This is a genomic window from Amycolatopsis bullii (assembly GCF_014654205.1).
Taxonomy (GTDB): Bacteria; Actinomycetota; Actinomycetes; order Mycobacteriales; family Pseudonocardiaceae; genus Amycolatopsis; species Amycolatopsis plumensis.
This window is the reverse complement of record NZ_BNAW01000014.1, coordinates 36,054-49,711: the sequence shown is the minus strand read 5'-3', so window position 1 is coordinate 49,711 and position 13,658 is coordinate 36,054. Positions and strand designations below refer to the sequence as shown.

14 protein-coding genes are annotated in these 13,658 nt (G+C 72.3%); 8 read left to right on the top strand and 6 right to left on the bottom strand.

Annotated features, from left to right (window positions below):
• Positions 1–16: 16 nt before the first annotated feature.
• On the bottom strand, positions 17–1,537 hold the full coding sequence (locus IE317_RS18025; RefSeq protein ID WP_191311476.1) for a M1 family metallopeptidase: 1,521 nt from the start codon (positions 1,535–1,537) through the stop codon (positions 17–19).
• Between the two features lie 121 nt (positions 1,538–1,658).
• The gene (gene menD / locus IE317_RS18020) at positions 1,659–3,335 is read right to left on the bottom strand and encodes a 2-succinyl-5-enolpyruvyl-6-hydroxy-3-cyclohexene-1-carboxylic-acid synthase (protein WP_191311474.1); all 1,677 of its coding nucleotides are present in this window, start codon (positions 3,333–3,335) and stop codon (positions 1,659–1,661) included.
• A 60-nt stretch (positions 3,336–3,395) separates the two neighbouring features.
• On the opposite strand from menD, the gene IE317_RS18015 reads away from it, so the two are divergent.
• The 6 genes from IE317_RS18015 (at position 3,396) to IE317_RS17995 (ending at position 9,517) form a co-directional block, all read left to right on the top strand.
• A complete protein-coding gene (locus IE317_RS18015; RefSeq protein ID WP_191311472.1) occupies positions 3,396–4,319 on the top strand; it encodes a 1,4-dihydroxy-2-naphthoyl-CoA synthase in 924 nt (307 codons plus the stop codon).
• A 1-nt stretch (position 4,320) separates the two neighbouring features.
• Positions 4,321–5,445: an o-succinylbenzoate--CoA ligase gene (gene menE, locus IE317_RS18010; protein WP_191311665.1), complete on the top strand. Its 1,125-nt coding sequence runs from the start codon at positions 4,321–4,323 to the stop codon at positions 5,443–5,445.
• Between the two features lie 51 nt (positions 5,446–5,496).
• Positions 5,497–5,640, top strand: coding sequence for a hypothetical protein (locus tag IE317_RS18005; protein WP_191311470.1), 144 nt, complete (start codon positions 5,497–5,499; stop codon positions 5,638–5,640).
• A 189-nt stretch (positions 5,641–5,829) separates the two neighbouring features.
• Positions 5,830–7,758: an AfsR/SARP family transcriptional regulator gene (locus IE317_RS18000; RefSeq protein ID WP_308443401.1), complete on the top strand. Its 1,929-nt coding sequence runs from the start codon at positions 5,830–5,832 to the stop codon at positions 7,756–7,758.
• Positions 7,755–8,621, top strand: coding sequence for a tetratricopeptide repeat protein (locus IE317_RS45325; protein ID WP_308443400.1), 867 nt, complete (start codon positions 7,755–7,757; stop codon positions 8,619–8,621). Before IE317_RS18000 ends, IE317_RS45325 begins: the two co-directional genes overlap by 4 nt.
• Before the next feature lie 23 nt (positions 8,622–8,644).
• Positions 8,645–9,517: a 1,4-dihydroxy-2-naphthoate polyprenyltransferase gene (locus tag IE317_RS17995; protein WP_191311469.1), complete on the top strand. Its 873-nt coding sequence runs from the start codon at positions 8,645–8,647 to the stop codon at positions 9,515–9,517.
• On the opposite strand, the gene IE317_RS17990 is transcribed toward IE317_RS17995, so the two are convergent.
• The 3 genes from IE317_RS17990 to IE317_RS17980 are packed head-to-tail and all read right to left on the bottom strand — an operon-like array spanning position 9,514 to position 11,362.
• On the bottom strand, positions 9,514–10,593 hold the full coding sequence (locus tag IE317_RS17990; RefSeq protein WP_191311468.1) for a PLP-dependent cysteine synthase family protein: 1,080 nt from the start codon (positions 10,591–10,593) through the stop codon (positions 9,514–9,516). The genes IE317_RS17995 and IE317_RS17990 overlap by 4 nt on opposite strands.
• Complete coding sequence (locus IE317_RS17985; protein WP_191311467.1) at positions 10,590–10,877, bottom strand: DUF4229 domain-containing protein; 288 nt, start codon at positions 10,875–10,877, stop codon at positions 10,590–10,592. The genes IE317_RS17990 and IE317_RS17985 overlap by 4 nt, the downstream gene beginning before the upstream one ends.
• A gap of 11 nt (positions 10,878–10,888) precedes the next feature.
• Positions 10,889–11,362 (bottom strand): Lrp/AsnC family transcriptional regulator, encoded by a 474-nt coding sequence (locus tag IE317_RS17980; RefSeq protein ID WP_191311466.1) that lies wholly within the window; start codon positions 11,360–11,362, stop codon positions 10,889–10,891.
• A 278-nt stretch (positions 11,363–11,640) separates the two neighbouring features.
• On the opposite strand from IE317_RS17980, the gene IE317_RS17975 reads away from it, so the two are divergent.
• Positions 11,641–11,853 (top strand): BldC family transcriptional regulator, encoded by a 213-nt coding sequence (locus tag IE317_RS17975; protein ID WP_003081896.1) that lies wholly within the window; start codon positions 11,641–11,643, stop codon positions 11,851–11,853.
• Between the two features lie 145 nt (positions 11,854–11,998).
• Positions 11,999–12,184: a hypothetical protein gene (locus IE317_RS17970; RefSeq protein ID WP_091303901.1), complete on the top strand. Its 186-nt coding sequence runs from the start codon at positions 11,999–12,001 to the stop codon at positions 12,182–12,184.
• Positions 12,185–12,279: 95 nt separating this feature from the next.
• Here the strand turns inward: IE317_RS17970 and IE317_RS17965 are convergent, their stop codons facing one another.
• Entirely contained in the window at positions 12,280–13,605 is a 1,326-nt protein-coding gene (locus IE317_RS17965) for a MinD/ParA family ATP-binding protein (RefSeq protein WP_191311465.1), read from the bottom strand.
• Positions 13,606–13,658 lie beyond the last annotated feature (53 nt).

Genomic DNA, 13,658 nt, shown 5'->3' with positions numbered 1-13,658 from the left:
AGCGTAGCGCTCCGGTTCAGCCCGCGTGTGAAGCGGCGAGGAACCGGTGGTTCTGCTGGATCTGGTCGTACGACCGGGGCTTCACGGAACCCGGAGCAGCGGACCGCAGCGCCGCGGGAGCAGCGCCGTTCGGGCCCACCGCCGGCTTGCCCGCCGTGTACAGCCACGTCTGGAACAGGTCGTGCAGCGGCTTGCCCGAGATCTTCTCCGCCAGCGCGATGAACTCGAGGATCCGCCCGTCCTTGCCGCCCTTCGTGGTCTGCCAGGTCTGCAGGATCTTGAAGAACGCCTCGTCACCGACGGCCGTCCGCAGCGCCTGCAGCGTCAACGCGCCCCGGTCGTACACCGCGTTGTCGAACTGGTTGTCCGCTCCGGGGTCGGCCGGGACGAGCTTCCACAGGTCGCCGTCGGCCGGGTTCGAGTCGTACGTGTACTGGGCCAGCTCGGCGACCGTGCCCTCGCCCTCGTGCTCCGACCACAGCCACTCCGCGTACGACGCGAAGCCCTCGTTCAGCCAGATGTCGCTCCAGCGGCCGAGCGAGACGTTGTCGCCGAACCACTGGTGGGCGTTCTCGTGCGCGATCAACGTCGTGTTCGAGCCCGCGCGGAAGTTCCGGGCGCCGTACGTCGGCCGCGTCTGGTTCTCCAGCGAGAAGCCGATCCCGCTGGTCACGACGCCACCCTCGGCCTCGAACGGGTACGGGCCGAACTGGGTCGCCAGGAACTCGTCGATCTCCGGCGTCCGCTCGACGCTGGCCTTCGCCGCGTACAGCGAGTCGCCGAGGTCGGCGCCGTAGGCCGTGACGAACGGCTTGCCGTCGGGGGTCGTCGACTGGACCAGCTCGTAGTTGCCGACGATGAACGACGTCAGGTACGTGGCCTGCGGCTTCGTGCTGCGCCACTGCCAGCGCGTCCAGCCCGCCCGGCTCTTCTGCGTCCGGACCAGCGAGCCGTTGGAGATGGCGACGTTGCCGTCCGGCGCCTCGATCGAGACGTCGTAGGTCGCCTTGTCGGTCGGGTGGTCGTTGGCCGGGAACCACCACGCCGAGCTCTGCGGCTCGTCGATGCCCAGCGCGCCGAAGGAACCCTTCTTCCACGCGTTGAGGCCGTCCACCGTCTCGGTCGACGGCGTGTCCGCATAGGCGACGACGACCGTCGCGGTCTGGCCCTTGAGCAGCGGCTGGGCCGGCGTGACGACGAGCTCGCCGTTGCCGGTCTGGTTCGTGAACTGGGCCGGGCGGTTGTTCACCCGCACGCTGGAGGCCTTCAGCGCGAAGTCCAGGTCGAACCGCGAGAGGTCCTGCGTGGCGGTGAGCAGCAGCGTCGTCGTGCCCGACAGGAGGTCGGTCGCGGGCTGGTAGGTCAGCCGGATGTCGTAGTGCAGCACGTCCGTGCCGCCGTTGCCGGCGTTCGGGTAGTAGGGGTCGCCCACGCCGGGGGCGCCGGGCGAGGGCGCCGCGCTCGCGGTGCCGGCGAGCAGCACCGAGACGACGCCGGCCGCGAGCGCACCGAGACCGGTGCGCGTTCTTGCACGCATTCGAAATCCTCCAGAGGAGTGAGGAAGCAGCGCGCTCGAACGTAGCCAGCCAGGAAGCACCCAGGAACAGCCGAAGGGAGGTTTCTTGCCTGCTGGGATTCCACCCGGAAAGCGGTTGACGTCAGCGCGCGGAGACGGCCTCGGACACCGCGGCGCGCAGGCGGGCGTGCAGGTCGCGGTGGCGCGTCCGGTCCACTCGCACCTCGACCACCCGCAGCCCCGGGGCGGGTGCCAAGGCCGCCCGGAACTCCGTCAACGTCTCCGCGACGACGTGCGGGACGCGATAACCGGCGCACAGAGCGCCCAGGTCGGCGCCGTGCGGCGTGCCGAAGACGCGCTCGAAGCTGGCCGAGTGCTCCGGCGCCCCCTGCTCGAGCAGCGAAAAGATGCCGCCGCCGTCGTCGTTGAGGACCACGATCGTCAGGTCGGGACGCTGCTCGGCGGGCCCGGTCAGCAGCCCGGACGCGTCGTGCAGGAACGTCAGGTCGCCCAGCAGCGCGTACGACGGCCCGCGGTGGACGTACGCGGCGCCGATGGCCGTCGAGACCGTGCCGTCGATGCCCGCGACGCCGCGGTTGCGGTGCACGAGGACGTCCGGGCGCAGCCGTCCGGCCAGCGCGACGTCCCGGGTCGGGTTGGACGAGCCGACGACCAGCAGCGAGTCCGGGGGCAGCGCGTCCACCAACTCGGTGGCCACCCGCAACCCCGACGGCCACGGCTCCTCGGCCAGCGTCGAAGCCACCGCGGACGCGGCCGCCGCGTCGGCCCGGCGCCAGCTCGCCAGCCACTCCGGGTCGGCGGGCTTGGTCGGCTCGTCGAACCACTGTCCGACCTGCCGGACGTTGTGCGCGGGCGCCGGCCAGTCCGAGTCCGGGCGCACCAGCAGCACCTCGACCGAGGCGTCCGAGAGGACCTGCTGGATCTGCCGGAACACCGTCGGACGGCCGAGGCAGAGCACCTGCTCCGGCTTGTGCCTGCGGATGAACTCCTCGACCGCCAGCAGCCACACCCCGGACGAGATCGCCGTGCCGCCGGACAGCCCGATCCCGCCGGTCTCGGAGATCACCGGCCAGCCGTGCTGCTCGGCCCACTCGCTGGCCGCCTGGACGCCGGTGTCGCACGCGATGACCAGGCCGTGCCGCGCCGAGGGCACCACGAACGACGGCAGCGCGCCGAAGTCCGGCAGCTCGGTCCAGCGGGAACCGTCGGCTCGGCCGTCCAGGGACTCGTACCACTCACCGGTGTCGTCGAGGTCCGGCACGAGCGGCTCGCGGAACGGGATGTTCAGGTGCACCGGCCCGCAGCGCCACTCGCCGTAGGCGGCGTTCCAGGCCCGGCAGATCTGGCTGCGCCAGTACGAGTTCTGCCCGGCCCGCCGCTCGGCGACGGCCAGCTCGTCGAAGTAGCGGACGGCGTCGCCGTAGAGCTGGTGCTGGTCGATGACCTGCGACGCCCCGGCGGCCCGCAGCTCGGGCGGCCGGTCGGCGGTCAGCACGATCAGCGGGACGCCGGCCCGGTCGGCCTCCAGGACGGCGGGGTGGAAGTTCGCGGCCGCGGTGCCGGACGTGCAGAGCACGGCCACCGGCCGTCCGGTGCGCGCGGCGATGCCGAGGGCGAGGAACGCGGCCCCGCGCTCGTCGATGCGGACGTGCAGCCGGAGCTTCCCAGCGGCCGCCGCGTCGTACAGCGCGATGGACAGCGGCGCGTTGCGGGAGCCCGGGCAGAGGACGACGTGGGAAACGGTGTTGCGGACGAGTTCGTCGACGATGACCCTGGCCTGCGCGGTGGATGGGTTCATCTCCGGCAGGCTCCAGACGCGTCCGATTCAACTGAGTCCACAGGTCCTATCCTCGCAAACGTGGATGACGCCCGAGTTTCCGAGCTGTTCGACCCCGCCGCGTGGACCGAGGTCGAAGGTTTCGCCTTCACCGACATCACCTACCACCGTTCCGCTGAGAACCGGGGCGGCAAACGCGTGGTGCGCATCGCGTTCGACCGCCCGGAGGTCCGCAACGCGTTCCGGCCGCACACCGTCGACGAGCTCTACCGGGCCCTCGACCACGCCCGGATGAGCGCCGATGTCGGCTGTGTCCTGCTCACCGGGAACGGCCCGTCGCCCAAGGACGGCGGGTGGGCGTTCTGCTCCGGTGGTGACCAGCGTATTCGCGGACGCTCCGGGTATCAGTACGCGAGCGGGGAGACCTCCGACACGGTGGACCCGGCGCGGGCCGGCCGGCTGCACATCCTCGAGTGCCAGCGGCTCATCCGCTTCATGCCGAAACCGGTGATCGCGGTGGTGCCGGGCTGGGCCGCGGGCGGCGGGCACTCCCTGCACGTCGTGTGCGATCTCACCCTCGCCTCGGCCGAGCACGCGAAGTTCAAGCAGACCGACGCCGACGTCGGCTCGTTCGACGGCGGCTACGGCTCGGCCTACCTGGCGAAGATGGTCGGGCAGAAGTTCGCCCGCGAAATCTTCTTCCTCGGCCGGGAGTACTCCGCCGAGCAGATGCACCACATGGGCGCGGTCAACGCCGTCGTTCCGCACGCCGACCTGGAAAAAGAGGCCTTGACCTGGGCGTGGGAGATCACCCGCAAGTCGCCGACGGCGCAGCGGATGCTCAAGTACGCGTTCAACCTCACCGACGACGGCCTGGTCGGCCAGCAGCTGTTCGCCGGGGAAACCACCCGGTTGGCCTACATGCAGGACGAGGCCGTCGAAGGCCGTGACGCCTTCCTCCAGAAGCGCGACCCCGACTTCAAGGACGTCCCCTATTACTACTGAGCTGCTCCCGGTCCACCTCGACGGCTCGCCGTCCGCGCTGACCACGCTCAAGGACGCCGTCGCGGACGCGCTGGGCGGCGGCCCGGCGGTGCTGCCGTTCACCGACCCCGCGCTGCGCGACGCGATGACCCCGGACGAGCCCGCCGAACCGGGCACCGCCGTGGTCATCGCCACCTCGGGCTCGACCGGCGACCCCAAGGGCGTGCTGCTGTCGGCCCGCGCGCTGACCGCGTCCGCCGAGGCCACGCACGCCCGGCTCGGCGGCCCGGGGCACTGGCTGCTGGCGACCCCGGCGCAGTACATCGGCGGGCTGCAGGTGCTGGTCCGGTCGCTGCTGGCCGGGACGACCCCGGTGCTGCTGACCGGCACCGGCTTCCGCCCGGACGACTTCGCGGCCGCGGCGGCGAAGCTCGAGGGCAGCCCGCGGTACACGGCGCTGGTGCCCACCCAGCTGGTCCGCCTGCTCGACGACGGCGGCGCGGGGCTGGCCGCGGCGAGGACGTTCGACGCGATCGTGGTCGGCGCGGCCGCGACCCCGCTCACCCTGCGGGAACGCGCCGCCGACGCCGGAGTCCGGATCGTGCCCGCGTACGGCATGAGCGAGACGGCCAGCGGCTGCGTCTACGACGGCTTGCCCCTCGACGGCGTCCGCGTCGACGTCGACGGCGACCGGATCCGCATCGCCGGAGACGTCCTCGCGCACGGCTACCGGCTTCGCCCGGACCTGACCGCCGAGTCGTTCTCGGACGGCTGGTTCACGACGTCCGACCGTGGCGTCCGGCACGAAGACGGCCGCATCGAGGTCCTCGGCCGGGCCGACGACATGATCAACACCGGCGGCGTGAAGGTGTCGGCGAACGCGATCGAGCGGTGCCTCTGCGCGCAGCCCGGGGTGCGCGACGCGTGCGTCGTGGGCGTGCCGGACCCGGAGTGGGGCGAGGCCGTGGTGGCGCTGGTCGTCCCGCGGGGTGAGCACGGCGACCTGCGCGCGGCGGTCCGCGCGGAGCTGGGCGCGGCGGCCACCCCGAAGCGCATCGAATTCGGCGCCGAGCTGCCGCTGCGCGGACCGGGCAAGGTCGACCGGGCCGCGGTGCGGAATCGGTTCGGATCGATTTCGAACGGCTGAATGGCGGCACTTCCTTGACATTCACGGCGCGCGGCCGCTTGGCTACCCACCATGACGCGCCTGATTCGCACCGCCCTGATCAGCACCGTCGTCGCCCTGGGGGTCCTCCTTCCCGCGGGTGCGGCGCTGGCCGACGGTCCCACCGCGGACCCGAACAGCGGCTCGCTCGTCCTGCAGGTGCCGTCCACCGACTGACCCGGGCGAACCAGGACCGTGCCGCCCCCTCGACGGCATGGTCCCGGCCCCGCTCCCGCGACCGCTCACGCGGTGTGTCCACCACCGTGCCGTACGCATCGTGGTGAAACCTTGCAGCCCGCTTGAACGAGCTGGTCGAATGCACTGCCGGCCCGGCACGGGGCCGGTGGCCGCGGGGAGGGCGCAGGGGTGGAGTTCCGGTTGCTGGGCACGGTCGAAGCGCGCCAGGACGGCAGGCCGGTGGATCTCGGGCCGGTCCGGCAGCGGTCGGTGCTGGCGGCCCTGCTCGCCGACGCGAACCGGATGGTGCCGGTCGAGCAGCTGATCGACCGCGTGTGGCCGGAGAACCCGCCGCTGCGGGCGCGCGACACGCTGTACAGCTACCTGTCCCGGCTGCGTGGCCTGCTGGCCGGCGGCGGGCTGGAGATCGAGCGGCTCGGTGGCGGTTACCTCCCGCGCGTCGACCCCGACGCGGTCGACCTGCACCGGTTCCGCCGGCTCGTCGCCGAGGCGCGCGAGGCCGAAGACGACGAGACCGCCGCTGTCCTCTTCGAGCGGGCCCTCGCGCTCTGGCGCGGGGAAGCACTGGCCGACGTCGGCACCGAGTGGGCCGACGAGCTGCGCCGTGATCTGCGGGCCGAGCAGTGGGCGGCGGAGCTCGACCACGCCGACGTGCGGCTGCGCCAAGGCCGGCACGCCGAACTGCTGGCGGAACTGATGTCGTGGACCCGCGAGCATCCCCTCGACGAGCGGCTCGCGGGCCAGGTCGTGCTGGCCCTCTACCGCTGCGGCCGCCAGGCCGACGCCCTCGCCCACTACGAGCAGCTGCGACGACGGCTCGTCGAGGAGCTGGGCGCCGATCCCAGCCCGCCGCTGCGGGAGCTGCACCAGCGGGTCCTCCGCGGCGATCCGGAGCTGACCGCGGCGGGAGCCGCGCCCGACGCGGTGCCGCACCACTTTCCCGCGGCACCGCCGTCGTTCATCGGCCGGACCGGCGAGCTCGCCGCGCTCACCGCCGCGTCCCGTCCCGAGGCGGACGTGAGCCGCGTGGTGCAGATCTCCGCGCTGGCCGGCGCCGGCGGGGTCGGCAAGACCTGGCTGGCCCTGCACTGGGCGCACGCCCACCGCGAGCGGTTCCCGGACGGCAGGCTCTTCGCCGACCTGCACGGGTTCTCCCCCGCCGGTGCGCCGCTCGAGCCGTCCGTCGTGCTGCGCGGGTTCCTCGGCGCGCTGGGTGTCGCCCCCAGCCGCATCCCGCCCGACCAGGACGCCCAGGTCGCGCTGTACCGGAAGCTCGTCGACGGCAAGCGGGTGCTGGTCGTGCTGGACAACGCGGCGAACGCCGACCAGGTGGTCCCGCTGCTGCCGGGCAGCCCGGCCGGCACGACCATCGTCACCAGCCGGCGGCACCTCGCCCCGCTGATCACCCGCTACGGCGCCCGGCACCTGCAGCTCGACATCCTCAGCCACGCCGAAGCCCACGCCCTGCTGGCCGAACGCCTCGGGGAGGCCCGGATCGCCGCCGAGCCGGCCGCGGCCGAAGCGCTGATCAGCCTGTGCGGGCGCTATCCGCTGGCGCTGGCCATCATGAGCCGCCACGCGCACACCCGGCCGCACATCCCGCTCGCGGAGTTCGCCGCCGAACTGCGCGACCTCGGCCTCGACGCGCTCGACCACGAAGATCCCACGGTCAGCCTGCCGACGGTCCTGTCGTGGTCGCTGCGGGCCCTCACCGGAGAACAGCGCACCTTGTTCGCCCTGCTCGGCATCGCGCCCGGAGCGGACATCGGGCTGCCCGCCGTGGCCGCGCTCGCCGGCACGCCCCCGCGGCGGACCGCCAAGGTGCTGAGCATGCTGGAGGAGGCCTCGCTGCTGACCCGCCGCGCCGGCGGCCGGTACGCGATGCACGACCTCATCCGCGACTACGCCACGGCCACCGCCGAGCGGGACCTTCCGCGCGAAGAGCGTGAGGCCGCGCTGCGCCGGGTGATCGACTTCTACACCCACACCGCGCACGCGGCCGACCACCGGCTGGATCCGCACCGCACGGTCGTGCCGCCCCCGCCCCGGCACCCGGCGCCGAACCCGGCTCGCCGCCCGACGATTCCGGCGCCATGACGTGGTTCGACGGCGAGCACGCCAACCTCCTGGCCGCCCAGCGCACCGCCGCGGCGCTCGGGTGGCACGACGCGGTGTGGCACCTGGCGTGGGGACTGCACACCTTCCAGGGCCGGCGCGGGTTGCTCCACGACCGGCTCGCGGTGTGGCAGGCCGCGCTGGACGCTGCCGCGCACCTGCCCGACCCGGCCGCGGGCATCCGGGCGCACCGCCTGCTCGGCGACGTCTTCCTCTACTGCCGTCGCCACGACGAGGCGGTCGAGCACCTCCACGAGGCCATCGCCCTCGCCGAACACCACGAAGACGCCACGGAAGAGAGCCTGGCCCACCACAGCCTTTCGTGGGCTTGGCAGCTGCGGGGCGACGACCACGAGGCCCTCGCGCACGCCTCCCGCGCGCTGGAGCTCTTCCGCGTCCTGGGCCGGCGGGTCTGGGAGGCGCGCGAGCTCAACCAGGTGGGCTGGTTCGCCGCCCGGACCGGCGACTTCGAGACCGCCCGCGCCCACTGCACGGCCGCGCTGGCCCTGCACCGCGACCACGGTGATTCCCACGCCGAGGCGGACACCCTGGACAGCCTCGGCTACATCGAGTTCCACACCGGCCACCACGCCCCGGCGATCCGGCACTACCGGGGCGCCCTCGCCCTCTACCGCGACCGCGGCAACACCTTCCAGGTGGCCGACACCCTCGACCGCCTCGGCGAACCGCACGCCGCTCTCGGCCACCACGACGACGCCCGCGCGGTGTGGCGCGAAGCGCTCGAGATGTACCGGCAGCAGGACCGGGCCCACGACGCCGAACGCGTCCAGCGGCAGCTCGAAGCCCTGGACGGCGACCGGTCCGGCCTCCCCACCGCGCCCTGATCACCATGGCGTTGAATGGCGCCATGGCGAGCTTGAGCGAGTGGATCGAAGGGGCCCGGCCGCGGACGCTGCCCAACGCGGTGGCGCCGGTGGTGGCGGGCGTCGGCGCGGCGATCGCGCTGGACAGCTTCTCCTGGTGGCGGTCCGTGCTGGCGTTGCTGGTCTCCCTCTCGCTCATCGTCGGCGTCAACTACGCCAACGACTACTCCGACGGCATCCGCGGCACGGACGAAAACCGCGTCGGCCCGCTGCGGCTGGTCGGTTCGAAGGTCGCCGCCCCGAAGGCCGTGCTGACCGCCGCGCTGGTCTCCCTGGGCCTCGCCGGCGTGCTGGGGCTGGTCCTGGTGGCCGTCAGCGGGCACTGGTGGCTGCTGGGGATGGGCGCGCTGTGCATCCTCGGCGCGTGGTTCTACACCGGCGGCAAGAAGCCCTACGGCTACTACGGCTTCGGCGAAATCGCCGTCTTCGTGTTCTTCGGCCTGGCCGGCGTGCTCGGCACGGTGTACGTCCAGGCGGGCCGGGTGAGCTGGGCGGCGCTGGCGTGCGCGGTCGCGGTCGGCTGCTTCTCGACGGCGGTCCTGACGGCCAACAACCTGCGTGACATCCCGACCGACATCGAGTCCGGCAAGCGCACCCTGGCGACGCGCCTGGGCGACCAGGGCACGCGACGGCTTTACCTGGCGCTGATCGCCGTGCCGTTCGTGCTCAGCGGAATCCTGCAGTTCACCACGCACTCGCTGGCCGCGCTCACGGTGCTGAGTGCCGCCCTGCTGCCCCAGTCCGTCAAGGCGATCCTCCGCGACGCGACCGGCCGCGAGCTCATCCCGGCCCTGCGCGACACCGGGCTCGCGATGCTCGCCTGGGCGGTGCTGGCCGCGGTCGGGCTGAACCTCTAGAGCTCCGGGAATTTGCCGGTCGCCAGGAACTCCTCGAACAACGCCGTGTGCGGCGCGATGTCGAGGTTCTGCTGGGCCAGCCACTCGTCGTTGTAGTAGGTGTGCGCGTACCGCTCGCCGCCGTCGCACAGCAGCGTCACCACGCTGCCCGCCTGGCCGTCCTCGACCATCCGGGAGATGAGCCGGAACGCGCCGTACAGGTTGGTGCCGGTCGAGCCGCCCGCCCAGTGGCCGGTCCGCTCGCGCAGCAGCCGGATCGCCGCCAGGGACCCGGCGTCGGGGATCTGGAACATCTCGTCGATGACGCCCGGCACGAACGACGGCTCGCAGCGCGGCCGTCCGATGCCCTCGATCCGCGACGGCATGCCGGTGCCGTAGTCCAGGGCGCCGGTCTCCCAGGCGCCGTAGAACGACGAGTTCTCCGGATCGACGACGCAGATCTTCGTCGTGTGGCGCTTGTAGCGGACGTACCGGCCGAAGGTCGCGCTCGTGCCGCCGGTGCCCGCGCCGACGACGATCCACTTCGGGATCGGGTGGCGCTCCGAGCGCATCTGCGCGAACACCGACTCGGCGATGTTGTTGTTGCCGCGCCAGTCCGTCGCGCGCTCGGCGTAGGTGAACTGGTCGAGGTAGTGCCCGCCGCACTCGGCCGCGAGCCGCTCGGCCTCGGGGTACATCGCCGGGGCCTGGTCGACGAAGTGGCACTCGCCGCCGTAGAACTCGATGAGCGCGATCTTCTCCTTCGACGTGCGCCGGGGCACGACGGTGATGAACCGCAGGCCCAGCATCCGCGCGAAGTAGGCCTCGGACACCGCGGTCGACCCGCTGGAGGCCTCGACGAGCACGGTGTCCGGCCCGATCTGGCCGTTGACCAGCCCGTAGAGGAACAGCGACCGGGCCAGCCGGTGCTTCAGCGAGCCGGTCGGGTGCACCGACTCGTCCTTGAGGTACAGGTCGATGCCCCACTCCGGGGGCAGCGGGAAGACGTGCAGGTGCGTGTCGGCGCTGCGGTTGGCGTCGGCCTCGATGATCCGGACGGCCTCGCGGACCCAGCTGCGGTTGTGCGGGCGGCTCATTCCGGCTGCCCGGCGGCGTCCCCACGCAGCTGGGCGCGCAGCTCGGCCCGGGCGCGGGCCCGCTTCTCGTTGCGCTTCGCCAGCCCGGCGGTCACGCGGGCGTTGAGCGGGCGGAACAGCAGCAGGCCGAGCGGCAGCCCGACGACCAGGCCGATCAGCAGGGCGACCAGCAGCGGAACGCCGGTCAGGGACAGCGCCCACGCGATCACCCCGACCAGCACGAACCGCGCCAGCAGGTACAGCGTCAGGTCACGGGCCAGCTGCGGAGGCTTCTCGTCGCTCACATCAACGCAGGCTACGCCCCGCCCGGCCGGTCCTTCTGCAGGCCCGCGTTGTTCGGGCGGCCCTCGAACCGCGTCGAGAGCACCACGGTCGTGTTCGTCCGGCCGACGCCGGGGATGCGGCGCAGCCTGCCGAGGGTGCGCTCCAGCTCGTCGACGGTCGACACGCGCACCTTGACGACGAAGGCCTCGTCACCCGCCACCGCGTAGCAGCTCTCGACCTCGTCGAGCTCGGCGAGCGCGTCGGCGACGTCGTCCTCCGTCGCGGTGTCGGTCGGGTGGATGCTGACGAGGGCGGTGACGCCGAGGCCGACCGAGCTCGGGTCGACGACCGCGTGGTAGCCGGTGATCACGCCGGCGGCCTCCAGCTTGCCCACGCGCTCGTGCACCGACGACGCGGACAGCCCGACGGCTCGTCCGAGATCGGCGTAGGTGGCCCGTCCGTTGATGCGCAACGCTGCGATGATCTTCCGGTCCAACTGATCCACGGGGATCACTCTATGCGGTTGGACAATCCCCCATTGGCACCACGCCTCGCCGCCACCGGCCGGGAGACGGCCGTCTCCGCACGTCAGGTCACCGCAGGGTAGTTGCCGAGGACAAACAACCTGTCCGTTTTGACCTTTAAGGGCTCTTTACTCAGAGACAACCGTTCGAGTACCCGACGGGTGAAGTGCAACGATTGCCTTGTTGGCTACCCCGGCGCGACGGGCAGAAGGGCCCGGACGCCTCCGGTATAGCAGTGAGTTCGTTAAGGAGGCGGAAAATGACCGCGACGATGGGCGGACGCCTGCTCACCCCTGGCGAGGTGGCAGCGCTGTTCCGAGTGGACCCGAAGACGGTGACGCGGTGGGCGACGGCAGGCCGCATCGGCTCGATCCGCACGCCGGGCGGGCACCGGCGGTTCCGGGAGTCCGAGGTCAACGAGCTCCTCGCCGAGCTGACCACCGACGCCAGCGAACCGGCTCGCAACGCCTGAACCATCCGGACGCCAGGGCCGTGTCGGGTACGGGAACCACCCGTCCCCGGCACGGCCTTCGTGCGCCACCGGCCCGGCTTCAGGCCCACCACACGGCCGGACCGGTTAACCTCGGGGGACAGGCAGCCATACGGAAGGATCCGGCATGCTCGCTCTGCTCGCGGCGGTCGGCGCGCTGGTCGTCGCCCTGCTCCTGTGGCGGTCGTTCGCCGGCCAGCGGATCGGGGTGACCTCGGCCCCGCGCCGGGCCCCGCTCGCCCCGGACGACGACCCCGACTTCCTGCGTCAGCTGGCCGAACAGCAACGCAAACGCCGGGACGAAGACCTTTAGGAACCCCTTTACCTTCGCCACACCGTCCCGGCTGCAGTGAATGACTCATTCCTTGCGTCAGACGCCAGGAATGAGTCATTCACTGCGCTCGAGGCTCAGCGGTAGCCCTGCGAGAGCGGGGTGGCGAAGCCGTCGGCGACGGTCGCGGCCAGGTCCAGGAGGGCCAGGCGGGTGTCGCCGGACAGGCGGTCCAGCTCGATCTCGGCGCCTTCTTCCAGGTGCGGGTCGAACGGCACCTTGCAGACCGCCCGGACCTTCGCGCCGAAGTGGGCCGACAGCTTGTCGAGGTCGACCGAGCCGCCCTTCGGCCGCACCGAGTTGATCACCGCCACCGAGCGCTTGACCAGCTCGCCGTAGCCGTGCGCCTCGAGCCAGTCGAGCGTCGCCGAGGCGCTGCGGGCGCCGTCGACCGAGCCGGACGACACCACGACCAGCGCGTCCGCCACGTCCAGGACGCCCTTCATCGCCGAGTGCATCAGGCCGGTCCCGCAGTCCGTGAGCACGATGTTGTAGAAGTGCTCGAGCAGGTTGACCGTGCGCCGGTAGTCGTCCTCGGAGAATGCCTCCGACACGGCCGGGTCCTGCTCGCTGGCGAGGATCTCCAGCCGGCTCGAACCCTGGGACGTGTAGGACCGGACGTCGCTGTACCGGGTGATCCGGGCGGCATCACGCAGCAGGTGGCGAACCGTCGCGGTCGTCTCCAGCGGAATCTTCTGCGACAGCGTGCCGCGGTCCGGGTTGGCGTCCACCGCCACCACGCGGTCGCCGCGCAGGGACGCGAACGTGGAGCCCAGCGTGGTCGTCACCGTGGTCTTGCCGACGCCGCCCTTGAGCGACAGCATCGCGATCTTGTAGCAGCCGCGCAGCGGCTGGTTGACGCGGGCGATGAGCTCACGGCGGCGGGTGTCCGCCGGGCTCTCCCCCGGGTTGACCAGCTTTCCGGAGCCGACGTAGAGCGCCTTGCGCCAGCCGGACTGCGGCGGCCGCTTGGTCTGCTTGACCAGGTGCGCGGTCGACAGGTCGTGGCCGTGGCCCGGGCCGGGCTGCGGCGCCGCGTGCCGGCCGCCCTGGGGCTGCGGCAGTCCGGACGGCGGCTGCGGCGGGTACTGGGCCTGGGCCTGGTACTGCTGCGCCGGGTCGCCGTACTGCGGCTGCAGCGGCGGGAGGTTCTGGTCGTAGCCGTAGGGCACCTGGTGCGGCCCCGACACGGCGGGGTTGGGCACCTGGTGCGGGCCCGACACCGCCGGGTTGGGCGGCGGCACCGCCTGGGTCGGCTGCACGTCGAACGCCCCCGACGTCTCGGGATGCGGGTGCGAGTCCGTCCGATCGTCGGCGAACAGCCCCGGCTGCTGCGGCGCCGCAGCAGCCGGTTCAGCCTGTTCGGGGTGGCCTGGAGCCGATTCTTCGCTGGGTCCGGTCACCGGTGAAAACCTCCACGCGCTCCGCCTGACACTCCGCCCCCGGTGTCGACGGT